Source organism: Burkholderia sp. BKH01 (genome assembly GCF_025685725.1).
GTDB lineage: Bacteria > Pseudomonadota > Gammaproteobacteria > Burkholderiales > Burkholderiaceae > Burkholderia > Burkholderia pyrrocinia_C.
Map to the genome: position 1 here is coordinate 33240 of NZ_JAOTQT010000035.1, position 21036 is coordinate 54275.

19 protein-coding genes are annotated in these 21036 nt (G+C 66.2%); 8 read left to right on the plus strand and 11 right to left on the minus strand.

The window, feature by feature from the left end:
* Positions 1-230: 230 nt before the first annotated feature.
* Together OEJ37_RS32155 and OEJ37_RS32160 are read left to right on the plus strand one after the other, a co-directional pair.
* On the plus strand, positions 231-1130 hold the full coding sequence (locus tag OEJ37_RS32155) for a LysR family transcriptional regulator (protein WP_174418316.1): 900 nt from the start codon (positions 231-233) through the stop codon (positions 1128-1130).
* 159 nt (positions 1131-1289) lie between these two features.
* Entirely contained in the window at positions 1290-1823 is a 534-nt protein-coding gene (locus tag OEJ37_RS32160; RefSeq protein ID WP_175920661.1) for a class IV adenylate cyclase, read from the plus strand.
* Between the two features lie 85 nt (positions 1824-1908).
* Here the strand turns inward: OEJ37_RS32160 and OEJ37_RS32165 are convergent, their stop codons facing one another.
* Positions 1909-2394, minus strand: coding sequence for an Lrp/AsnC family transcriptional regulator (locus OEJ37_RS32165; protein WP_006408082.1), 486 nt, complete (start codon positions 2392-2394; stop codon positions 1909-1911).
* A gap of 106 nt (positions 2395-2500) precedes the next feature.
* Here OEJ37_RS32165 and phhA point away from each other — a divergent pair, with 106 nt between their 5' ends.
* Together phhA and OEJ37_RS32175 are read left to right on the plus strand one after the other, a co-directional pair.
* Positions 2501-3427 (plus strand): phenylalanine 4-monooxygenase, encoded by a 927-nt coding sequence (gene phhA, locus OEJ37_RS32170; protein ID WP_263349005.1) that lies wholly within the window; start codon positions 2501-2503, stop codon positions 3425-3427.
* A gap of 65 nt (positions 3428-3492) precedes the next feature.
* On the plus strand, positions 3493-3870 hold the full coding sequence (locus tag OEJ37_RS32175) for a 4a-hydroxytetrahydrobiopterin dehydratase (RefSeq protein ID WP_263349006.1): 378 nt from the start codon (positions 3493-3495) through the stop codon (positions 3868-3870).
* Between the two features lie 92 nt (positions 3871-3962).
* Here the strand turns inward: OEJ37_RS32175 and OEJ37_RS32180 are convergent, their stop codons facing one another.
* Positions 3963-4193: a DUF3717 domain-containing protein gene (locus OEJ37_RS32180; protein ID WP_034183818.1), complete on the minus strand. Its 231-nt coding sequence runs from the start codon at positions 4191-4193 to the stop codon at positions 3963-3965.
* A 122-nt stretch (positions 4194-4315) separates the two neighbouring features.
* Here OEJ37_RS32180 and OEJ37_RS32185 point away from each other — a divergent pair, with 122 nt between their 5' ends.
* Both OEJ37_RS32185 and OEJ37_RS32190 read left to right on the plus strand, forming a co-directional pair.
* Positions 4316-5008 carry a response regulator transcription factor gene (locus tag OEJ37_RS32185; protein ID WP_006401494.1) on the plus strand — a complete coding sequence of 231 codons (693 nt, stop codon included), beginning with the start codon at positions 4316-4318 and terminating at the stop codon, positions 5006-5008.
* 116 nt (positions 5009-5124) lie between these two features.
* Positions 5125-6609, plus strand: coding sequence for a sensor histidine kinase (locus OEJ37_RS32190; protein WP_174418319.1), 1485 nt, complete (start codon positions 5125-5127; stop codon positions 6607-6609).
* Between the two features lie 131 nt (positions 6610-6740).
* Here OEJ37_RS32190 and OEJ37_RS32195 read toward each other — a convergent pair whose 3' ends face one another.
* From OEJ37_RS32195 to mnmC, 7 genes are all read right to left on the minus strand, one after another.
* Entirely contained in the window at positions 6741-7271 is a 531-nt protein-coding gene (locus OEJ37_RS32195) for an SET domain-containing protein (RefSeq protein WP_152860512.1), read from the minus strand.
* Positions 7272-7449: 178 nt separating this feature from the next.
* Entirely contained in the window at positions 7450-8562 is a 1113-nt protein-coding gene (locus OEJ37_RS32200) for an NADH:flavin oxidoreductase/NADH oxidase (RefSeq protein ID WP_152860510.1), read from the minus strand.
* Positions 8563-8775: 213 nt separating this feature from the next.
* Positions 8776-9486 carry a glutamine amidotransferase gene (locus tag OEJ37_RS32205; RefSeq protein WP_263349015.1) on the minus strand — a complete coding sequence of 237 codons (711 nt, stop codon included), beginning with the start codon at positions 9484-9486 and terminating at the stop codon, positions 8776-8778.
* Positions 9487-9514: 28 nt separating this feature from the next.
* Complete coding sequence (locus OEJ37_RS32210; protein ID WP_027788730.1) at positions 9515-10153, minus strand: MarR family winged helix-turn-helix transcriptional regulator; 639 nt, start codon at positions 10151-10153, stop codon at positions 9515-9517.
* A 507-nt stretch (positions 10154-10660) separates the two neighbouring features.
* Positions 10661-11776, minus strand: a complete 1116-nt coding sequence (locus tag OEJ37_RS32215) for a YbdK family carboxylate-amine ligase (RefSeq protein ID WP_174418321.1) — start codon at positions 11774-11776, stop codon at positions 10661-10663.
* Between the two features lie 14 nt (positions 11777-11790).
* On the minus strand, positions 11791-13005 hold the full coding sequence (locus tag OEJ37_RS32220) for a cation:proton antiporter (protein ID WP_152860504.1): 1215 nt from the start codon (positions 13003-13005) through the stop codon (positions 11791-11793).
* A gap of 673 nt (positions 13006-13678) precedes the next feature.
* Positions 13679-15634: a bifunctional tRNA (5-methylaminomethyl-2-thiouridine)(34)-methyltransferase MnmD/FAD-dependent 5-carboxymethylaminomethyl-2-thiouridine(34) oxidoreductase MnmC gene (mnmC, locus tag OEJ37_RS32225; RefSeq protein WP_263349018.1), complete on the minus strand. Its 1956-nt coding sequence runs from the start codon at positions 15632-15634 to the stop codon at positions 13679-13681.
* 388 nt (positions 15635-16022) lie between these two features.
* Here mnmC and OEJ37_RS32230 point away from each other — a divergent pair, with 388 nt between their 5' ends.
* Positions 16023-16301: an HU family DNA-binding protein gene (locus OEJ37_RS32230; protein ID WP_006401505.1), complete on the plus strand. Its 279-nt coding sequence runs from the start codon at positions 16023-16025 to the stop codon at positions 16299-16301.
* Between the two features lie 129 nt (positions 16302-16430).
* On the opposite strand, the gene OEJ37_RS32235 is transcribed toward OEJ37_RS32230, so the two are convergent.
* Together OEJ37_RS32235 and OEJ37_RS32240 are read right to left on the minus strand one after the other, a co-directional pair.
* Positions 16431-17744, minus strand: a complete 1314-nt coding sequence (locus OEJ37_RS32235) for a GTP-binding protein (protein ID WP_317891544.1) — start codon at positions 17742-17744, stop codon at positions 16431-16433.
* Between the two features lie 146 nt (positions 17745-17890).
* Complete coding sequence (locus tag OEJ37_RS32240) at positions 17891-18340, minus strand: lytic transglycosylase domain-containing protein (protein ID WP_263349023.1); 450 nt, start codon at positions 18338-18340, stop codon at positions 17891-17893.
* A 367-nt stretch (positions 18341-18707) separates the two neighbouring features.
* Here OEJ37_RS32240 and gspD point away from each other — a divergent pair, with 367 nt between their 5' ends.
* Complete coding sequence (gspD, locus tag OEJ37_RS32245) at positions 18708-21032, plus strand: type II secretion system secretin GspD (RefSeq protein ID WP_263349024.1); 2325 nt, start codon at positions 18708-18710, stop codon at positions 21030-21032.
* Positions 21033-21036: the final 4 nt, after the last annotated feature.

Below are 21036 nucleotides of genomic sequence, written 5' to 3' on the forward strand. Positions count from 1 at the left end.
ATGCAATCTCGTTGTTTTATCCCGCGCGCTGCGATGCCGCGCATCATTTCCAGCATAGTGCGTCACGGCGCGTGTCTGCGGCAGCGCCCGCCGGCCCTGCCGTACTCCCGGCCAGGTGCACCGGCCGGAACGCGCCGGGCAACGCGACCGATGAAGCGTACTCCGGCTGCCGGCCGCCGATCCAATGAGTTATGCTGAACTGCGTTATAAGCCGCGCTCATATCACGACGATGGATCTCACCCTGCTCCGCGCGTTCGCGACGGTCGCGCGCGAAGGCAACCTGACGCGCGCCGCCGCGCAACTGCACCTGACGCAGCCGGCCGTCAGCCTGCAGATCAAGCATCTGCAGGAAACGCTCGGCGTCGCGCTGTTCACGCGCACGTCGCGCGGGCTCGCGCTCACGCGCGACGGCCAGACGCTGCTGCCGCACGCGGAACGCGCACTCGCCGCGGCCGCCGACGTGCAGCGCGCCGCTGCTGCGCTGCGGCACGAGGTGCGCGGCCGGCTGCGGATCGGCACGATCCTCGATCCGGGCTTCCTGCGGCTCGGCGGTTTCCTGCGCGCGCTGGTCGAGACCCATCCGCAGATCGAGACGGCACTGCGGCACGGGATGTCGGGCTGGGTGATCGATCAGGTGCGCGCGCAAGCGCTCGACGTCGGCTACTACATCGGCCGGCCGGGCGAGGACGATCCGCTCGACGGCGCGCTGTTCCACACCGTCACGCTCACGCATTTCCAGTACCGCGTGCTGGCGCCGGCCGGCTGGAAGGAGCGCGTGCAGCGCGCGCACGACTGGCGCGCGCTCGCCGCGCTGCCGTGGATCTGGACGCCGCCGGCATCCGCGCATCACCGGCTGCTGTCGAGGCGCTTTGCGGAAGCGGGCGCGCAGCCGGTGAAGGTCGCCGAGGTCGACCAAGAGCAGTCGATGCTCGACCTCGTCAAATCGGGCATCGGGTTGACGCTCGCGCGCGACTCGACCGCGCTGGCCGAAGCGCACGCGCACGCGCTGACGATCGTCGAACGCGTGACGGTGCCGACCGAACTGACGTTCGTGACGCTCGCCGAGCGGCGCGACGAGCCGGCGATCGCAGCCGCGCTGCGGCTGATCGAAGCCCAGTGGGCGATATGAGCGGTGCTGATGAAGGCGCGGCCGCCACGCGCCGGGCGCCGGCGTCGCACGCAACACGCGTCATCTCGCCGCCCCCCGCCCGGCGTCACGCCACCGCCACTGCCTTTTTGCTAGATTGTGCGTTCGCACACCGCGAGACCCCGATTGAAGGAGATCCGCATGGCCCGCAACATCGAGATCAAAGCCCGCGCCCGCGAATTCGACCAGCTGCGCGAACGCGCGGCGACGCTCGCGACCGAAGCGCCGCTGTTCTACCGCCAGCAGGATTTCTTCTATGACGTGCCGCGTGGCCGGCTGAAGCTGCGCCGCTTCGAGGACGGCACGCCGGCCGAACTGATCTTCTACCAGCGCGACGACCGCGACGGCCCGAAGGCGTCGTACTACACGCGCAGCCCCGTGACAAATCCCGACGCGATGCACGCGCTGCTCGCGACCGCGCTGACCACGCGCGGGATCGTGACGAAGGAACGGCACGTGTACCTCGCGGGCCGCACGCGCATCCACCTCGACCGCGTCGACGGCCTCGGCGACTTCATCGAACTGGAAGTCGTGCTCGGCCCCGACGACGACGAATCCGGCGGCGAAGCCGAAGCGCACGACGTGTTCACGAAGCTCGGCGTGTCGCAGGACGATCTGGTCGCGGTCGCGTACGTCGACCTGCTGAACGCCGACACGCAGCACGAAGCGACCTGATCCGGCCCCGCCGTCGGCGGTGCGGCGCGCGCCGCCTGGGGCCGGTTCCCGCCAATAACGGGCTCGCGCTGGCCCTGCCGCCGCGTCACGCGGCGCCGGGCGCCAGATGCGCGAGCGGCAGCGCACCGTTGCGCTTGAAGGTCGTCAGCACGATGTTCGAGCGCACGCTGTCGACGCCCGGCACGCGCATCAGCTTCTTCATCACGAACTGCGACAGCGCGTTCAGGTCGGGCGCGACGATCCGCAGCAGGTAGTCCGCATCGCCCACCACCGCATGGCATTCGAGCACTTCGGGCAGCACGTCGATCTGCTGCTGGAACTGCTCGATGATCGAATCGCCGTGATGCTTGAGCTTCAGGCTCGTGAACGCGGTGACGCCGAGCCCGAGCTTTTCGGGCCGCAGCATCACGCGATAGCCTTCGATCACGCCGGCCGCCTCGAGCCGCTGCAGCCGCCGGCCGATCTGCGACGGCGACAGCGGCACCTCCTCGCCGAGCTGCTGATGCGTCGCGCGACCGAAGCGCTGCAGCACGTCCAGCAGCGCGAGATCGAAGTGATCGAGTTCCAGCATGAGCATTCTCCGCATTGATTCGTAATTTAATGCGAGATTATCGCATCATCAAGCAAATCAACGCCAACTTTGCGCCCATTCCGCGCGCAGGCCGCTCTACACTTGCATGGTTCCCAACCACAGCGTGCAGAGCCTGATCATGTCCACCGTCGTCACCGCAAAACTGCAGGAGCAGTTCGACGCGGGCCTCGAAACCCGCGCAGATTTCACCATCGACCAGCCGCTCGAACGCTACGGCCAGGTCGACCATGCGGTGTGGAAGCAGCTCTATGCACGCCAGTCGGCGCTGCTGCGCGGGCGCGCCTGCGACGCGTTCGTCGCGGGGCTCGGCAAGATCGACCTGCCGGCCGACCGCGTGCCGTCGTTCGCCGACGTGAACCGCCAGTTGAAGCCCGCGACAGGCTGGGAGATCGTCGCCGTGCCGGGCCTCGTGCCCGACGGCGTGTTCTTCAGACATCTCGCGAACCGGCGTTTTCCGGTTACCTGGTGGATGCGCCGTCCCGACCAGCTCGACTACCTGCAGGAACCCGACTGCTTCCACGACCTGTTCGGCCATGTGCCGCTGCTGATCGATCCGGTCTTCGCCGACTACATGCAGGCGTACGGCCGCACCGCGCTCGCGGTCGCCGACGACGAAGCGGCGCTTGCGCGGCTCGCTCGCCTCTACTGGTATACGGTGGAATTCGGGCTGATCCGCGACCCGTGCGGCACGAACGGGCTGTCGATCTACGGCGCCGGAATCGTGTCGAGCAAGGGCGAGAGCCTGTACAGCCTCGAAAGCGCGGCGCCGAACCGGCTCGGCTTCGACCTCGAGCGCGTGATGCGCACGAAGTACCGGATCGACACGTTCCAGAAGACCTACTTCGTGATCGAGGATTTCGCGCAACTGTTCGCGCTCGCCGACGTCGACGGCCGCGCGCTGGCCGACCGGCTCGCGGCGCTGCCCGAATTCGCGGCCGGCGCGGTGCTCGATAGCGATCGCGTGCTGCATCGCGGCACGGGAGAAGGCTGGCCCGACGACGCCGACGCCTGACGCGCGCCGACATGCGCCGGATGCCGGCCGCCCGTCCCGGATGCCCGTCCCGCAACTATGAAACAATGACCGGTGCCGGCTGCGCCGCGCGGCGCAGCCGCGCGCGGGTGCCGTTACCGAACGAGAGGTGCAAGATGATCCACAAGCTCACATCCGAAGAACGCAAGACCCGGCTCGAAGGCCTGCCGCTCTGGACGGCCATGCCGGGCCGCGACGCGATCCAGCGCAGCCTGCGCTTCGCCGATTTCAACGAAGCGTTCGGCTTCATGACGCGCGTCGCGATCAAGGCGCAGGAAATGAACCACCATCCGGAATGGTTCAACGTGTACAACCGCGTCGACGTCACGCTGTCGACCCACGACGCCGACGGCCTGACCGAACGCGACATCGAACTCGCGCTGTTCATCGACCGAGCCGGCGCGCACGCGAAACCCGCTGCCTGAGCCCTTCCTCCACCACCGCGCATCTTTCGGTGCGCGGTGCGTCAACTTTTCATTTCGATGAACGTTTTCTACGATGTAGTCAGCGAAAGCCTTCAGCTTTCCAAGCCATCCTTAAGGCGCACGTAAGTCTCGTATGCTTTCCGCGCCTTGGGGTCCAAACCTTCCAGTTGCAGCGCGCTTTCGCGCTGTACAATCAGCAGCGCATACGGCTTGGAGAGCGCGCTGGCCTCTTCGCAGAGTTTGAGTTCGTCGCCGCTCGACGGCGAGCGGGCGCGCCAGAAATTGATCGCGGCTTCAAGGTCGTTGATCGAAATATCGGACATGATTGGATTTAATCGTTCGCTGGCCGCCATGCTTGATGTCACGCGATGCGGCGCCCCTGTGGAAACGGCTTCGTGCTGTCCGCGTGCCTGAACCGCCAACCCATTGTACTTGAGCGAACTTCATGCGACTCCTTCTGATCGAAGACGACCGCCCCATCGCACGCGGTATCCAGAGCAGCCTCGAGCAGGCTGGCTTCACCGTCGACATGGTGCATGACGGCATTTTTGCCGAACAGGCGCTGGCACAAAACCGCCACGAACTCGTGATCCTCGACCTCGGCCTGCCGGGCATCGACGGGATGACGCTGCTCACGCGTTTCCGCCAGACCAATCGCCACACGCCCGTCATCGTGCTGACCGCACGCGACGAGCTGAACGACCGGATCCAGGGCCTGAACTCGGGCGCCGACGACTACATGCTCAAGCCGTTCGAGCCGGCCGAGCTCGAAGCGCGCATCCGCGCGGTGATGCGCCGCAGCGGCCCGCACAGCGACATGCCGCGTCCGGAAGTGTCGCTCGGCGGCGTCCGCCTGTCGGGCGTCGACCGCCGCATCTTCAACGACGACAAGCCGCTCGAACTGTCGCCGCGCGAATTCGCGGTGCTCGAGATGCTGCTGCTGCGTCACGGCCGCGTCGTCAGCAAGGCCCAGTTGCAGGATCACCTCACGCACTTCGGCGGCGATCTCGGCGATACCGCGATCGAAGTCTATGTGCACCGCGTGCGCAAGAAACTCGAGCAGTGCCGTGTCGAAATCGTCACGGTGCGAGGTTTCGGCTACCTGCTGCAGGAAATCCGCCAGACGGCGAGCGTCTGAGCGGCCGCGCGCCCGCCGGCCGCGTGCCGCCGGCGTGTGTGCCCTGCTCCGCGTCGCCGCCCGGCGCACGACCGCGCCGCTCCCCGTGAGCGGCGCTTATCCATTTGCCCGTCGAAATGTCTCCTGATCCGGCTGTGACCACCAGCCTGCGCCGCTCGCTGCTCCGGCGCCTCGCCGCACCGCTGTCGATGCTCGCGCTGATGAGCGGCCTGATCGCCTACTGGCTCGCGTGGCAATACACGCAGCACGTGATCGACCGTTCGCTCGCCGATCTCGCGACCGCCATCTCGAAACAGATCCAGATCGCCGGCCCCGACGCGCCGTTCACGGTGCCGCCGCTCGCGCAGGCGATGTTCTCCGATCCCGCCGAAGCGCTGATCTACCGGATCAGCGACGGCGAACAGGAGCTCGCTGGCGATCCGAAGCTGCCGCTGCAGGGCATCAACGTGCGCCGCATGCATCACGCGTATGTGTTCGAAGCCGAATACGACAACCGCGCGGTGCGCGTCGCACAGGTACGCGTCGACGATGTCGAAGGCGGCAAGCCGATGGTCGTCGAGGTCGCGCAACCGGTGCGGCACCGCTACCGGATCGCGGCCGAATTCCTCGTTGCGATCATGATGCCGCTGCTGCTGCTGCTGCTCGCGGGCTGGGGCATCGTGTGGCGCGTCGTGAACCAGCAGCTCGGCCCGCTCACGCATCTCGCCGATTCGCTGAACCGGCAGACCCACACGTCGCTGGAGCCGGTCGACGAAACCGAGGTGCCGCTGGAGATCCGGCCGCTGACGAGCGCGATGAACGCGCTGCTCGGCCGCCTGAAGACCGCGCTCGACGCGCAGCGCAAGTTCATCGCCGATGCCGCGCACCAGTTGCGCACGCCGCTCACGGCCGTGAAGCTGCATGCCGAACAGGCGGCCGTCGCGCGCGACCCGCACCAGACCTTCGCCGCGGTGCGCGAATTGCGTGCGGCCGCCGACCGCGCGGTGCGGCTGTCGAACCAGTTGCTGTCGCTCGCCCGCGCGGAGCCGGGCGAACAGGCCGCGCGGTTCGTCGACGTCGACCTCGCCGCAATGGCGTTCGAGACGGGTGCCGAATGGGTCCCGCGCGCGCTCGCGTCGCATGTCGACCTCGGCTTCCAGCGCAGCGACGCCCCCGGTGACGACGAGAAGCTGCTCGTGCGCGGCAACCCCGTGCTGCTGCGCGAGGTGATCGCGAACCTGCTCGACAATGCGCTGAAATACGTGCCGCTCGCGCGGCCGGACGGCGCGCGGATCACGGTGAACGTCGCGCGCAGTGCGCTCGAAGACGGCCTGCCGGCCGCCGAGATCGTCGTCGAGGACAACGGCCCGGGCGTGCCCGCGAACCAGCAGGCCGACCTGTTCAAGCGCTTCTTCCGCGGCGACGCGCAAAGCGGCAACGGCGTCGAGACGGGTGCCGGGCTCGGCCTCGCGATCGTGCACGACATCATCGCGATGCATGGCGGCACCGTGTCGTACGAGGATGCGCCGGAAGGCGGTTCGCGCTTCGTGGTGCGGGTGCCGCTCGCCCAGCGCACGGAGAAACCGGCCAGCGAAACGCCGGCCGCCGCATCGGCGCATTGAGCGATCGCCACGCGATTCGCGTCGGCTGGCCGTTGAGCGGACGGCCCGACGGATAAGGAAACAGGAAGGACTGCCGCGCGACACGGCAGCCGTCTGCTGAAACGGCAGCGCACGATGCGCTGCCGCCTGCATCACTTCCTGTTTTTCTTGTCCTTCGCGCTGGATTCGGACTTGCCGTCCTTCTTGTCCTTCTTCTTTTTCTTCTTCTCGCCGTCGTCCGACGTCGCGAGCAGCGTGCCGCGGCACGAAGCCGCGCCGCAATGGCATGCGTATTCGCGCTTGAGCTTCTTCGTCAGCTTCGCGTCGATCACGAGGCCGTAGTCGTAGAACAGCTCCTCTTCCGGCCCGATGTCGCGCAGCGCGTGGATGTACACGCGCCCTTTGACTTCCTCGGCTTCGCAGTTCGGCGCGCACGAATGGTTGATCCAGCGCGCGCTGTTGCCGTCGATCTTGCCGTCGATCACGCCGCCTTCGTCCAGTGCGAAGTAGAACGTATGGTTCGGCTCGCTCGGATCGTGCGGATGGCGACGCAGCGCTTCCTTCCACGAGATTCGCTCGCCCTTGTATTCCACTACGCGTTCGCCGGCCTTGATCGGCGCCACCGCGAACACGCCCTTGCCGTGTACTCCCGAGCGGCGCACCGCGATCCTGCGTGAACTCATCGAACGAATCCTTGTGAAGACGAATGAATGGAAGACGGCCGCGATCGCGGCCCGGCGCGCACCAAACGAAAACGCGGCACCGGTCGGTGCCGCGTCGGGGCATGCGGCGAATCATCCGCATCCTACACGTTCGATATTGCTTCGTTCAACATCGCGCGCAATATTGCGCGCTCGACGCTCAACGCTGGCCGAACGCGATGTCGCCGAACAACGCCTTGTGCTCGCGCGGCTGCGAGCGCCAATACTGCGGCGGCGCCGTCACCTGCGCGCCGAGCTCCGCCGCCGCGTGCCACGGCCAGCGCGGGTCGTACAGCATCGCGCGCGCCATCGCGACGAAATCGGCATCGCCGGCCTCGATGAGCCGGTTCGCATGTGCCGGCTCGTTGATCAGGCCGACCGCCATCGTCGGCATGCCGACCGCGCGCTTCACCGCCTGCGCGAACGGCACCTGGTAACCCGGCGACAGCGGAATCTTCTGCAGCGGCGACACGCCGCCGGACGACACGTCGATCCAGTCGCAGCCTCGGCGCTTCAGTTCGTGCGCGAATGCGATCGTGTCGTCGAGTTCCCAGCCGCCTTCGACCCAGTCGGTCGCGGACACGCGCACGCCGACCGGCCGGTCTTCCGGAAACGCCGCGCGCACGATCTCGAAGATCTCGAGCGGAAAACGCATCCGGTTTTCGCGCGAGCCGCCGTATTCGTCGGTGCGCCAGTTCGCGAGCGGCGACAGGAACTGGTGCAGCAGGTAGCCGTGCGCCGCGTGCACCTCGATCGCGTCGATGCCGAGCCGCGCGGCACGCTTCGCGGCGGCCGCGAACGCGTCGCGAATCCGGTTCAGCCCCGCGGCGTCGAGCGCGAGCGGCGGCGTCTCGCCTTCCTTGTGCGGCACGGCCGACGGCCCATGCGGCAGCCAGCCGCCGTCGGCGACCGACACGAGCTGGCCGCCGTTCCACGGCACCTCGCTCGACGCCTTGCGCCCCGCATGCGACAACTGCATCGCGATGCGAACCGGCGAGTGCTTGCGAATCGCGGCGAGCACGGGCTTCAGCGCGGCTTCGGTCACGTCGTCCCAGAGGCCGAGGTCGGCATGCGTGATGCGCCCGTCGGGTTCCACGGCGGTCGCCTCGATGCAGAGCAGGCCCGCGCCCGACAGCGCGAGATGGCCGAGGTGAATCATGTGCCAGTCGGTCGCTTCACCGCGTTCGGCCGAGTACTGGCACATCGGGGAGATCACGATCCGGTTCGGAAGGGTCACGCCGCGCAGCGTGAATGGAGAAAACAGCGCAGTCATGGAAGCCGCTCGCCTGGAAAGGGAAAGAGCGGACGAGCGTAGCACGCAGGCTTGAAGCGTGCAGATGGCGCGATCGGCAGTAAGCGGACGGTCAGGTACGGCCGGCAGCAGGTTGCCGGCGCGGCAGGAAACGCGTCGCATGCAGCGGCGCGCCGGCCTGCAACGGATGCCGGCCGGGCCAAGGATTCGCGGCGAACGACGCCGCCCGCGGCGTCAGAGCCCGACGCTGTCGAGCCACTCCGCGAACATTCGCCGTGCGGCCGTCTCGAGCGCGGGGCCGTACTGCGCGGTATCGGCACGCAACTGACTTGCGTCGACGCCGGGCGTCGCCGCGATTTCGCCGGCGTTCCCGATCAGCCACGGTTCGAAGCGGTCGGTGCGGATTTCCGGATGGCATTGCAGCGCCAGCACGTGCTGCCCCCACGCGAATGCCTGGTGGCGGCAGGCCGGCGTCGACGCGAGATGGATCGCACCGCCCGGCAGGTCGAACGTATCGCCGTGCCAGTGCAGCATCGACGTCGCCGCGCCATCGAGATGGAGCAACGGCGACGCGCGGCCGGCGTCGGTGAGCGTCAGCGGCGCCCAGCCGAGTTCGTGCTGCGCAGCCGGATAGACGCGCGCGCCGAGTGCACGGGCGATGAACTGCGCGCCGAGGCAGATGCCGAGGATCGGCAGCCCCGCGTCGATGCGCTGGCGCACGAGCGCCGCGAGCGGCGCGATCGTCGGATACTGCGCATCGTCATACACGCTGAGCGGCCCGCCGAGCACGACGAACAGCGACGGCTGGAGCACATCGAGCACCTCGAACCGCGACGATCCGACGTCTACATAGCGCACCCGCCGGCCCCGTTCGCCGAGCACCTGCTCGAAGCTCCCGAGATCCTCGAAATGCACGTGGCGGATCGCCACGACTTCAGCGTTCATCATCGGCCTCCCGGTCGATCGACGGACGTCAGCCTGCGAAAATCTTCCAGGTCTTCTTCTGCGTCGCCGCGTCGGCTTCTTCCTGCACCGAGCAGTCGAGACGCAGGTCGCTGTCGGACATCGAGATGTCGAGTGCCGCGCAGTGATGCACGGTCTTCTTCGACAGCTTGCCCGGCTGGAAGTGGGCGCACGTCAGGCACATGCGCTGCGGCGGCGTCGCACCGGCCACCTGAAGCTCGCGCAGCGTCTTCAGCAGCGCGCGATACAGTGCGCCCTGCTCGTCCGCGCCGAGCTTGCCGACCGCTTTCGTCAGGAATTCAGGCCATTGCAGCGCCTTCTTCGCGGCCGTGCGGCCACGCGCCGACAAGCGCACGGCCAGCGCACGGCCGTCGTCCAGCGCACGGCGCTTCTCGACGAGCCCCTTCGTCTCGAGCGTGCTGACCGCATCGCTCGTGGTCGCCGCAGTGAGCTGCGTCTCGCGCGCGATCTCGCCGAGCCGCATCGGACCCTTGCGCTGCAGCAGCAGCACGAGGATCTCGCCCTGCGTCGGCGTGAGGCCCGCGCCTTCCGCCCAATCCCATGCCTGGCTTCGCATGGCCGTACTCAACCGCAGCAGGCTGTGGGTGACACGTCCCGAAGCCTGGTTCCCGTAAACGCCTTCGCTCATAGTCTTTTCGCTTTGCCGCCGCCCGGATTACCGAGCGGCCGTAGTGTGGAGATCGAATGTCCATCTCAAAACAGACGCACTCTTGCGAGTGCATCAGCACGGCCGTCGCGAGGCACACGCGGCGGTCGCGTTCGCGGCGACCGGTGAGACACGCGTCGTTCCGGTGTCCGCAAAGCCGACATTCTAAGCGAGAGCGGAAAATCGCACAGCTAAGTTATCCCCTGCATTCTGTGGAAAATCGCTGGATAACTGAAATTTTTCGTTGTGCCTGTTATGCCCCGAGCCCGCGGAACGGGGCGCGCCAGCATTTTCCTGTTCCGATCGGCCATCGGGCGGACGGCAATGATCCACCGGGTTATCCCACCCGCAGACCATTGACTTTGCAGCGGAATATCGGGTTATCCACAGATTTTAAGGACGACTGGCGACGATTTCGGCCCGAAACGGCGCCGACCGTCGTTCAGCGAATCGCGACGCGGTCGAGCCTGCAATCTGCAAAACATTTTTTCATTCACGCCAACGTAAGCACTGCTGCCGGACCGTCTCGTTCAGCGATTTTTCCTGTTTGAAAACGGTTCTCAACCACGATGCGTCGTTCACGCGTGCCTTGGCAAGCGCACCGATCTCGTCGAGCGCCGCGCGCGAACCGAGCGCGGCCGCATGCGGCGCGATTTTGTCGAGCGTGTCGAGGATGTCCTCGGCGATCGTGCGGCGCTCACCCGTCTGAGGATTCACGCACGTGCCCTCGAGCCCGAAGCGGCACGCTTCGAAACGGTTGAACGTGTAGACGAGGTAGTCGTCCTCCGACAGCTTCAGCGGCCGATCGGTCAGCAGGTAGCGCGCGAGCGTCTGGATGTAGCAGGCGATCGCCGCCGCGCGGTCGACCGACAGCGGCGTATCCATCACGCGCACCTCGATCGTCCCGTAGCCGGGCTTCGGGCGGATGTCCCAGTAGAAGTCCTTCATCGAGTTGACCACACCCGTGTTCACCATCTTCATGAAGTACTCCTCGAAGCTGTCCCAGGTCAGCACGAACGGCGCGCGGCCCGACAGCGGGAACGCGAACACCGAATTCAGGCGTGCCGAATGGAAGCCCGTATCGACGTTCTGCACGAACGGCGACGACGCGGACAGCGCGATGAAGTGCGGAATGAAGCGCGACATCGAGTGCAGAAGGAACAGCGCGCTGTCCGGATCGGGACAGCCGATATGCACGTGCTGGCCGAACACGGTGAACTGTTTGGCCAGATAGCCGTACAGCTCGGAGATGTACTGGAAGCGCGGCGCATCGTAGATCTGCCGGTCGCTCCATTGCTGGAACGCGTGCGTGCCGCCACCGGCGAGCCCGACGTTGAGCTGGTCGGCCGCCTTCACGAGCACGTCGCGGATCGCATGCAGCTCGCTGACCGCCTGCTCGTGCGAATGGCAGATGCCGGTCGACAGCTCGATCATGCTCTCGGTGATTTCCGGCGTGATGTTGCCCGGAAAGGTCTCGCCCTGGATCAGGCGCATCAGGTCGGATGCGGCCTTGGTCAGGTCGTAGTTGTGCGTGTTGACGACCTGGATCTCCAGTTCGACGCCGAACGTGAACGGTTCGGAATTGACGAAGGTTTCGAGTGCCATGGCAGGTTCCGGAATCAGTTGCTGTCGCTGCGTTCACCGACCGCCGACAGGCAGCGGTAGACGACGAACGGGCTGATGAGCTGCAGGACCACGATCGTGCACATCACGATCGCGCGCAGGTGCGGGTCGAAATTCGGATAGAGCTGGTAGGTATCGTCGACGAGCAGGTACGACAGCGCGGACATCGGCGTCAGCGCGATGCCGAGCGCGACGCCCTGCTTCATCCCGATGCCGCTCGGCTTCGCGAACGCAGCGACGCCGGCGAGCTTCGCGACGAGCCGCGTGACGATCAGCACGATCGCGAGCAGCCCGCCGAGCGCGATGTCGCCCCACGTGAACGACGTGAGCGTCAGCACGAACAGGACCACCGTCAGCAGCCAGCCGGCCGTGCCGAAATGCTCGGGCCACAGCTGCGGACGCGCTTCGAGGTTCTTCACGATGATGCCCGCGAGCAGCAGCGTAAGCAGCGTCGACAGCTTCAGCGCCTGTGCCACCGCGATCGCCAGCATCACGAGCCCGAACAGCGCGACGAACGAATGCTCGTCGCGCATCGTCGACGTCATGTGACGGAACAGGAAATTGCACGAACGCGCGACGAGGTACGCGACGATGAACGAGCCGGCGATCAGATAGACGGGTTGCAGGATCGTCGCGAACACGTTGCCGTACGCTTCCTGGTGCAGCCAGCTGGTGACGAGCTTGGTCAGCACGATCGCGTACACGCTGTTGAGCGCGGTCAGCGTGATGAGGCGCTGCGACACCTGCCCTTCCGCGCGCAGTTCGGTCTTGAGCTGGATCACCATCGACGGCGACGTCGCGATCGCGATCGCCGACAGCACGAGCGCAACCATCCCCGAAACACCGAGCGCAAGCATCACGAACAGCACGAGCACGAACGTCAGCGTGGCTTCCGCGAGGCTCGACGCGATGAGCCACGGATTGCGCCGGATCCAGCGCAGGTCGAGGCGGCTGCCGAGCTCGAACAGCAGCAGGCCGAGCGCGACGTCGATCAGCAGCCGCGAGGTTTCGTCGGTGCTCGCGTCGATCACGCCGAATCCGAACGAACCGGCGACGAGACCGATCACCGCATAGCCGGTGATGCGCGGCAGGCGCCATGCGCGATAGCACAGTTCGCCACACAGGCCGGCCGCGAACAGCGCGAGCCCGGCCCAGAACACGGCATCCGGCGCGAGCGGCCAGTTGGGCAGGAATGAGAACGCCGACTTCATCGTGGTGACTTCTCCTTTGGAAGCAACCGCCAGCGACGCGGGGTCAAGCGTCAGAAATGGATGCGCGCCGGCTGGGTATCGCCCCGAATGTGATTGTTGTGGTCGACGACGGCGGGACATGGGGTCCGCCTGTTCCGCCATCCGGCGGAAAGTCGCACAGGTTGCCGATCTGGATTGTCGGCCTGGTGTGTGAACGGACTGCGCAGTCTCGAAGATTCAGATTCGAAATCGTGCCGACCGTTCCATTGAAGCACGTCCGGCGCCTGGCCGAACGAACGCGAAGGAAACCGATTGTGCCACAGCTTTTTCGGTCTGGAACCCATTGAATACGACTCGCGGCGCTGTGCGGCACCGCAGGTCTTTGGTTTCAAAGGTTTACCTGTATATATACGTAGTAGAAGTTAACAAAGGACGCACAGTTCTGTGGATAACTTCGGTTTACGCCGACAGATCAATACCTTGGCGAAACCATAACCCGTTGCACAGGCTGTTCGTGCACAGTAGTTTGAGATGAGCAACTTTGGGGCCACCTCACAGCTGTGCCGAGTTACCCAGTTTACGTCCACTGTGATTACACACGAAGCGCGCGCGGATTCCGCAAGGTTATCCACAACGTCGAGTGGATAACCTTGCGCGGGGAAATCGGGAAACTGTGAGCGATTGGCCTGGCCGATCAGCCGGCCGAGCCGACGCGGCGCGCGCGCAGCGCGCGGATCAGGAAGCGGGCGGGATCGACGGCTTCGGCGAGTTCGCGCTCGAGCGGCCACGGCTCGCCTTCGAGCTGCGATGCGATCAGTTCGGCGCCGAGCGCGGCCCACACGAGGCCGCGCGAGCCAAAGCCGAATGCGCCGTAGAGGCCGGGCGTGCGCGGCAGATCGCGCGCCTTTGCGCCGCTCAGCGCGCGTGCGTTCGCGACGGCCTGCGCTTCGTCCGCGAGCGGTCCGATCAGCGGCAGGCGATCGCCGACGACCCAGCGGAATGCAACGCGGCCGCGCAGCGTGTCGAGATCCGGCACGTCGCCGATCAGGCCCGGCAGCAGGTGCCGCACGCGGTCGAGGTTTTCGACGTGGCCGGCCGCGCGCATCGCGGGATCGACGTCGTCGGGTTCGAACGTCGCGCCGATCAGCAGCGTGCCGTCGTCGAGCGGCACCGCGTAACCGTCGCCGATCGCCGGGCACGGCAGCGGTGCCGTACTGCCCGGCGGCAGCAGCGTGAGCTGGCCGCGCACCGGCTGCAGCACGACATGCTGCAGCCCCGCGAGACGCACGGCATCGCCCGCGTTCGCAAGCACGACGACGGGCGCTTCGGCCAGCGTGCCGCCCGCCGCATCGAGCGCATGCCATGTGTCGCCCCGCCGCTCGAGCCGCTCGAGCCGCGCGACGCCGGTGGACGCGAGCAAGCGCACGCGTTCGCCGGCCGCCGCGCATTGCGCCGCGCACAGCCCGGCCGGCCAGACGGCGCCGCCGTGCGGAAACAGCAGGCCGCCATGCGCGACCGGCAGGTTCAGATGCGCGCGCGCGGCATCGGTATCGAGCAGCGATACATAGTCGGACGGCGCGCCGAACGCATCGAATGCATCGCGCATCCGCGCGAAGTCGTCGGCCGATTCGGCGAGATGAATCATGCCGTGCGTGCTGCGCGCGAACGCATGGCCCGCGCGTTCGAGTGCGCGCCAGCGTGCGATCGCGTGCAGGAAACCGCTGCGCGTGAGTCGGCTTGCGACGTTGTCGTCGCGTGTCATCAGCGGATGGAATACGCCGGCCGGATTGCCTGATGCTTCGCTCGCGATCCGTTCGTGCCGCTCGATCAGCGTGACGTCCCAACCGCGCGCGGCCAGGCGTTCGACGACCGCGCAGCCGGCCAGGCCCGCGCCGATCACGATTGCGCGGCGTGCCGCAACGGGCAGTGCGCGCGGTGGCTCGTGCCGGCGCGCGCGCCAGCGTGGCGCATATTCTCCGACGAGCGAATCGTCGACTTCGCGATACGTGAAACCCGATTCGCCGAGTGCGTGTTTCGCGGCGCCGGAATTCGCATGCGTTGCAAACGTCGCGCCTTCGCCGGCGATTTTCGCAAGCGCACGAACCACGTCCGTCGCGCGGAGATCCGCGTCGCCCGTCGATGTGAAGCCATCGAGATAAAACGCATCGGCGCGCGCGACGAGCTTCGTCAGCATGTCGACTGCATCGCCGAACGCGAGCGTGAGCACCACGCGCCCTTCGTCGAATTCGAGCCGGTGCAGGCCCGGCACGAGCATCGGCCATGCGTCGACCAGTGCGCATACGTCGGCCGATATGGTTGTGTTCGCAACGATATGCGAAACCGCGCGGCGCAGGTCGTCGCGCGAGAACGGATGCGGCTCGACTGCGACGAAATGCAGCCGCTCGCAGCGCGCCGGATCGTCGCGCCACGCGGCCCATGTCGCGAGGAAGTGGCTGCCCGCGCCGAATCCCGTCGCGACGATCGTGAACGTGCGGCGGCCTTGCCAGCGCGCCGGCAGCCCGTTGCCGGAGACGCACACGTGATGCGCAAGCGCACCTGATGCGCTGCGATGGAGGTCGCCGTACTCGGGCGAAACGAGCGTGCCATCGTCGCGAAGCGCGAGTGTGGCGGGAACAAGTCGGTCGGGCATGCGAAACAAAAAACGTGGCAGCCAAGCCTGGCAAGGGATTGCGCGGGGCCGTCCGACCGGCCGTTGGAAAAAGCCAACGGGGCGGCGCATGGGCGGACCGCGCTGCGTATCCTGTTCGGTTGGCGCAGGTCAAAAAACAGGTAATCGACGATTCATTCGGCGAAATACCGATGAAAATCTTTGAAACCCTTGTCGTTATTGGGTTTGCGCTGCGCTATCATAGCAACGCCGTACCGCGGGGTGGCCGCCGGCAAGCCGGAGGGCGCGTCGCGCGGGCCAGGATTCGGCGCTGTGCCGTCGGAGTCTGACTCTCGACGGCACGGTTCGCGCACGTATAATCGGCGCGTTCGCGCTGTTCGTGTCAACCTAACCTGATAAAGGAACCTTAATGAACAAACAGGAACTGATCGACGCCGTCGCCGCCCAAACGGGCGCCAGCAAGGCTCAAACCGGCGAAACGCTGGACACGCTGCTCGAAGTCATCAAGAAGGCCGTGTCGAAGGGTGATGCGGTTCAGCTGATCGGCTTCGGCAGCTTCGGTTCGGGCAAGCGCGCAGCACGTACGGGCCGCAACCCGAAGACCGGCGAAACCATCAAGATCCCGGCAGCCAAGACGGTCAAGTTCACGGCTGGCAAGGCGTTCAAGGACGCCGTCAACAAGCGTTAAACCAGCGCCTGTTCCAGGAAAAACCCGCCTTTCGGCGGGTTTTTTGTTGGGCGCGCGCGGCGTTTTCGCCACAGTCCGCACCGCTCTTGCAAGATTTAACGGTTGTTTTTACAAGCCGTTACCGCGCTGTCAGGCATGCACGATTTGCGTGTCGCCGTGATCGTCGTCGTCGTGCGAATCGACATCCCACGCCGGGAACGGATCGTCGAACGCGCTCCATCCCGCCGCGCCGACGGCGAATTCCGCATCGGTCAGCAGGCACGCGTCGAGTTTCTCGCACCATGCATCGGCGTCGAGCGCGATGCCGATCAGCACGAGTTCCTGGCGGCGATCGCCGACCGTGCGATCGTCGAGATCGCCGTGCCATTCGGCACGGATTTCATCGAGCAGCTCGTCGTCGTCCGGCCATTCCGCGCGGTCCTGCGCGGCCCACCAGAGGCCTGCCGGGCCATGCCGGCATACGCCGCCCGCCTGCGACAGCGAGCCCGCGATGTCGTTGCGCGTCGCGAGCCAGAAGAAGCCCTTGCTGCGCAGCACGCCCGGCCACTCCTGGTGCAGCAGCGCCCAGAGTCGTGCCGGATGGAACGGCCGGCGCGCGCGGTAAACAAAATTGCCGATCCCGAATTCGTCGGCTTCGCCGTGCACGTGCGCATGATGTTCGTCATGGCAGTCGGGATCGTCGCAATGCGTGTGATCGTGATCGAGCGACGCGAGCCAGCCCGGTGCATTCGCGGCCTCGTCGAAATCGAAGCGGCCCGTGTTCAGCACTTCGTCGAGCGGCACGTCGCCGAACGTCGACACGACCTGGTGCGCGCGCGGATTGAGCCGCGCGAGGATGTGCTGCAGGCGAGCGAGTTCGTTCGCGCCGACGAGGTCGGCCTTGTTGATCACCAGCACGTCGCAGAATTCGATCTGCTCGATCAGCAGCTCGACGAGCGTGCGGTCGTCTTCTTCCGACGCGGCGATGCCGCGCGTCGCGAGTGCGTCGTCGGAGCCGTAGTCGCGCAGGAAGTTGTACGCGTCGACCACGGTGACGAGCGTGTCGAGCCGCGCGATTTTCGACAGCGACTCGCCGTCGTCGTCGACGAACGTGAAGGTTTCGGCGATCGGCATCGGCTCCGCGATACCGGTCGATTCGATCATGATCGCGTCGAAGCGTCCTTCGGACGCGAGGTTGCGGATCTCGACGAGCAGGTCGTCGCGCAGCGTGCAGCAGATGCAGCCGTTCGACATTTCGACGAGGCGTTCCTCGACGTGCGACAGCGCTTGCGCGTCGCGCACGAGCGACGCGTCGATGTTGACCGCCGCGAGATCGTTGACGATCACGGCGACTTTCAGGCCCGCACGGTTTGCGAGGATGTGATTGAGCAGCGTGGTCTTGCCGGCGCCAAGGAAGCCGGACAGCACGGTGACGGGCAACGGCTGGTTCATTGCGGTACACACCAACGGAAAAGATGAAAAAGCGGCCGCCGCCCCCTTCCGGGGCGCGATCGGCCCGCGGGCGGGCGAACCTGCGGCGTGAGCCCGCATTGTGCATCAAACGCGCGCCGGCCGGCCGGCACTGCGTCAGGCCGCGATGCGGCGCGATGTCATTGCGCGGGCGGCAGCAGCTTCCACTGCGTCAGGATGCCGGCGATCTGCCGCGCGTACTTGTCGCGCTGCGACGGCGTTTCGGAATGGTAAGCGCCGACGGCCTGCCACGTGTTGCCGTAGCGGTTCATCTTTTGCTTCAGATGCCACGCGGCGACGTAGACGTTCTTGCACGGCTCCATCAGCGTGCCGCGGTCGATCCCGTAGCGCGACAGCGTCGACAGGTGGACCGAGTTGATCTGCATCAGGCCGTAGTCGATCGAGCCGTTCGTGTTCTTGTTCAGCGCGCCGGGCCGGTTACGCGATTCCTGCCATGCGATCGCGCGCAGGATCAGCGGATTGACCTGCTGGTATCTGGCGGCCTCATCGAAACAATCCGCGCGAGCGTTTGCGCTGGCGAACCACACGCCGGCGGCGATCCACGCAACCGAAGCGAACCGTCTGTTCATGGTGCGAAAAAGGAAAAGGAATTGCGCGAAGGTCGGGAAAACCCGTGCCTGTTATTCGTGCGGCGAGAAACCCGTCGCACGTATCATACCGACAGTCCGTCAGGTTGCGACATGCGGAAATACGACAGCCGGGTTATACCGCATTTCCGTGTCGATTCATCGCGAAACGGGGGCGATGGCCGGCATGCCGGTATAGCACCGAATCTTACATATCACATACGACTCGCCCGATACATGTCGTATGTGAGACAGTCTTCGGATCAATGTGATATTTCGGACATGAAAAACTGCTAATGTCGCCTTTTTCGGACTTGGATCCCAGCACTACCGCCGGAAGCGGCCTGAGCCGGCATCGACCCATTCATCCATGACAAGAAATCGCTTCGTTATGCGGCGCATTGCCACGACCCTCGTCGTCGCCGGCATCATCGTCTCGCAGGCCGCCTACGCTCAGGTCACGCTCAACTTCGTGAACGCGGATATCGACCAGGTCGCGAAGGCGATCGGCGCCGCAACCGGCAAGACCATCATCGTCGACCCCCGCGTGAAGGGGCAGCTCAACCTCGTTGCCGAACGTCCGGTGCCGGAAGACCAGGCGCTGAAGACGCTGCAGTCGGCGCTGCGCATGCAGGGCTTCGCGCTCGTGCAGGATCACGGCGTGCTGAAGGTCGTGCCCGAGGCCGACGCGAAGCTGCAGGGCGTGCCGACCTATGTCGGCAACGCGCCGCAGGCGCGCGGCGACCAGGTGATCACGCAGGTGTTCGAGCTGCACAATGAATCGGCGAACAACCTGCTGCCCGTGCTGCGGCCGCTGATCTCGCCGAACAACACGGTGACGGCCTACCCGGCGAACAACACGATCGTCGTGACCGACTATGCGGACAACGTGCGCCGCATCGCGCAGATCATCGCGGGCGTCGACAGCGCCGCGGGCGCGCAGGTGCAGGTCGTTCCGCTGCGCAACGCGAACGCGATCGACCTCGCCGCACAGTTGCAGAAAATGCTCGATCCGGGCGCGATCGGCAACAGCGATGCAACGCTGAAGGTGTCGGTCACGGCGGACCCGCGCACCAACTCGCTGATGCTGCGTGCGTCGAGCGCATCGCGCCTCGCGGCCGCGAAGCGTCTCGTGCAGCAGCTCGACGCACCGAGCGCGGTGCCCGGCAACATGCACGTCGTGCCGCTGCGCAACGCCGATGCGGTGAAGCTCGCGAAGACGCTGCGCGGGATGCTCGGCAAGAGCGGCAGCGACAGCGGCTCGTCGGCGTCGTCCAACGATGCGAACAGCTTCAACCAGAGCGGCGGCTCGTCGTCGAGCGGCAACTTCTCGACCGGGTCGTCCGGCACCCCGCCGCTGCCGTCGGGCGGCCTCGGCGGTTCGTCGTCCTCGTCGTCGGGGTATGGCGGCTCGTCGGGCAGCGGCGGCGGTCTCGGCAGCGCCGGCCTGCTCGGCGGCGACAAGGACAAGGGCGACGACAACCAGCCGGGCGGGATGATCCAGGCCGATGCGGCGACCAACTCGCTGATCATCACCGCGTCCGATCCGGTTTACCGGAACCTGCGCTCGGTGATCGACCAGCTCGACGCGCGGCGTGCGCAGGTCTATATCGAAGCGCTGATCGTCGAGCTGAATTCGACGACGCAAGGCAACCTCGGCATCCAGTGGCAGGTGGCGAGCGGCCAGTTTCTCGGCGGCACGAACCTGAACCCCACGCAAGGTTTGGGCAACAGCATCGTCAACCTGACGACCGGCGGCACGGCAGCCACCACCGGGCTGGCGGCCAACCTCTCGACGCTGACCCAGGGCCTCAACATCGGCTGGCTGCACAACATGTTCGGCGTGCAGGGGCTCGGCGCGCTGCTGCAGTATTTCGCGGGCGTGAGCGACGCGAACGTGCTGTCGACGCCGAACCTGATCACGCTCGACAACGAGGAAGCGAAGATCGTCGTCGGCCAGAACGTGCCGATCGCGACCGGTTCGTATTCGAACCTGACAAGCGGCACGACGAGCAATGCGTTCAATACCTACGACCGGCGCGACGTCGGCCTGACGCTGCACGTGAAGCCGCAGATCACCGACGGCGGGATCCTGAAGCTGCAGCTCTATACCGAGGATTCGGCGGTCGTCGCCGGCACCACGAGCGCACAGACCGGCCCGACCTTCACGAAGCGCTCGATCCAGTCGACGATCCTCGCGGACAACGGCGAGATCATCGTGCTCGGCGGCTTGATGCAGGACAACTATCAGGTGTCGAACAGCAAGGTGCCGCTGCTCGGCGACATCCCGTGGATCGGCCAGCTGTTCCGTTCGGAATCGAAGCAGCGCGCGAAAACCAACCTGATGGTGTTCCTGCGGCCCGTGATCATCTCCGACCGCAGTACCGCGCAGGAAGTCACGGCCAACCGCTACGACTACATCCAGGGCGTGACGGGCGCGTACAAGTCGGACAACAACGTGATTCGCGACAAGGACGACCCGATCGTCCCGCCGATGCCGCTCGGCCCGAGCCAGGGCGGCACGCCGGCCGGGAACCTGTTCGATCTCGACAAGATGCGCCGCCAGCAGATGCAGCGCCAGGTGGCGCCGGTTCCGGCCCAGCCGTTGCCGGAGGCGACGCCCGCGCAGCCGCAAAGCGTGCCGCAGCAGGCGGTGCCGCAACAGCCGCTGACGGCCCCGGGAGCCTCGCAGTGAGCGA

What these genes read in the sequence shown, in the direction of transcription:
- OEJ37_RS32155 (WP_174418316.1), top strand. Translation starts at nt 231, where the DNA reads ATGGATCTCACCCTGCTCCGCGCGTTCGCGACGGTCGCGCGCGAAGGC.
- OEJ37_RS32160 (WP_175920661.1), top strand. Translation starts at nt 1,290, where the DNA reads ATGGCCCGCAACATCGAGATCAAAGCCCGCGCCCGCGAATTCGACCAG.
- OEJ37_RS32165 (WP_006408082.1), bottom strand. Translation starts at nt 2,394, where the DNA reads ATGCTGGAACTCGATCACTTCGATCTCGCGCTGCTGGACGTGCTGCAG.
- phhA (WP_263349005.1), top strand. Translation starts at nt 2,501, where the DNA reads ATGGTTCCCAACCACAGCGTGCAGAGCCTGATCATGTCCACCGTCGTC.
- OEJ37_RS32175 (WP_263349006.1), top strand. Translation starts at nt 3,493, where the DNA reads ATGACCGGTGCCGGCTGCGCCGCGCGGCGCAGCCGCGCGCGGGTGCCG.
- OEJ37_RS32180 (WP_034183818.1), bottom strand. Translation starts at nt 4,193, where the DNA reads ATGTCCGATATTTCGATCAACGACCTTGAAGCCGCGATCAATTTCTGG.
- OEJ37_RS32185 (WP_006401494.1), top strand. Translation starts at nt 4,316, where the DNA reads ATGCGACTCCTTCTGATCGAAGACGACCGCCCCATCGCACGCGGTATC.
- OEJ37_RS32190 (WP_174418319.1), top strand. Translation starts at nt 5,125, where the DNA reads ATGTCTCCTGATCCGGCTGTGACCACCAGCCTGCGCCGCTCGCTGCTC.
- OEJ37_RS32195 (WP_152860512.1), bottom strand. Translation starts at nt 7,271, where the DNA reads ATGAGTTCACGCAGGATCGCGGTGCGCCGCTCGGGAGTACACGGCAAG.
- OEJ37_RS32200 (WP_152860510.1), bottom strand. Translation starts at nt 8,562, where the DNA reads ATGACTGCGCTGTTTTCTCCATTCACGCTGCGCGGCGTGACCCTTCCG.
- OEJ37_RS32205 (WP_263349015.1), bottom strand. Translation starts at nt 9,486, where the DNA reads ATGAACGCTGAAGTCGTGGCGATCCGCCACGTGCATTTCGAGGATCTC.
- OEJ37_RS32210 (WP_027788730.1), bottom strand. Translation starts at nt 10,153, where the DNA reads ATGAGCGAAGGCGTTTACGGGAACCAGGCTTCGGGACGTGTCACCCAC.
- OEJ37_RS32215 (WP_174418321.1), bottom strand. Translation starts at nt 11,776, where the DNA reads ATGGCACTCGAAACCTTCGTCAATTCCGAACCGTTCACGTTCGGCGTC.
- OEJ37_RS32220 (WP_152860504.1), bottom strand. Translation starts at nt 13,005, where the DNA reads ATGAAGTCGGCGTTCTCATTCCTGCCCAACTGGCCGCTCGCGCCGGAT.
- mnmC (WP_263349018.1), bottom strand. Translation starts at nt 15,634, where the DNA reads ATGCCCGACCGACTTGTTCCCGCCACACTCGCGCTTCGCGACGATGGC.
- OEJ37_RS32230 (WP_006401505.1), top strand. Translation starts at nt 16,023, where the DNA reads ATGAACAAACAGGAACTGATCGACGCCGTCGCCGCCCAAACGGGCGCC.
- OEJ37_RS32240 (WP_263349023.1), bottom strand. Translation starts at nt 18,340, where the DNA reads ATGAACAGACGGTTCGCTTCGGTTGCGTGGATCGCCGCCGGCGTGTGG.
- gspD (WP_263349024.1), top strand. Translation starts at nt 18,708, where the DNA reads ATGACAAGAAATCGCTTCGTTATGCGGCGCATTGCCACGACCCTCGTC.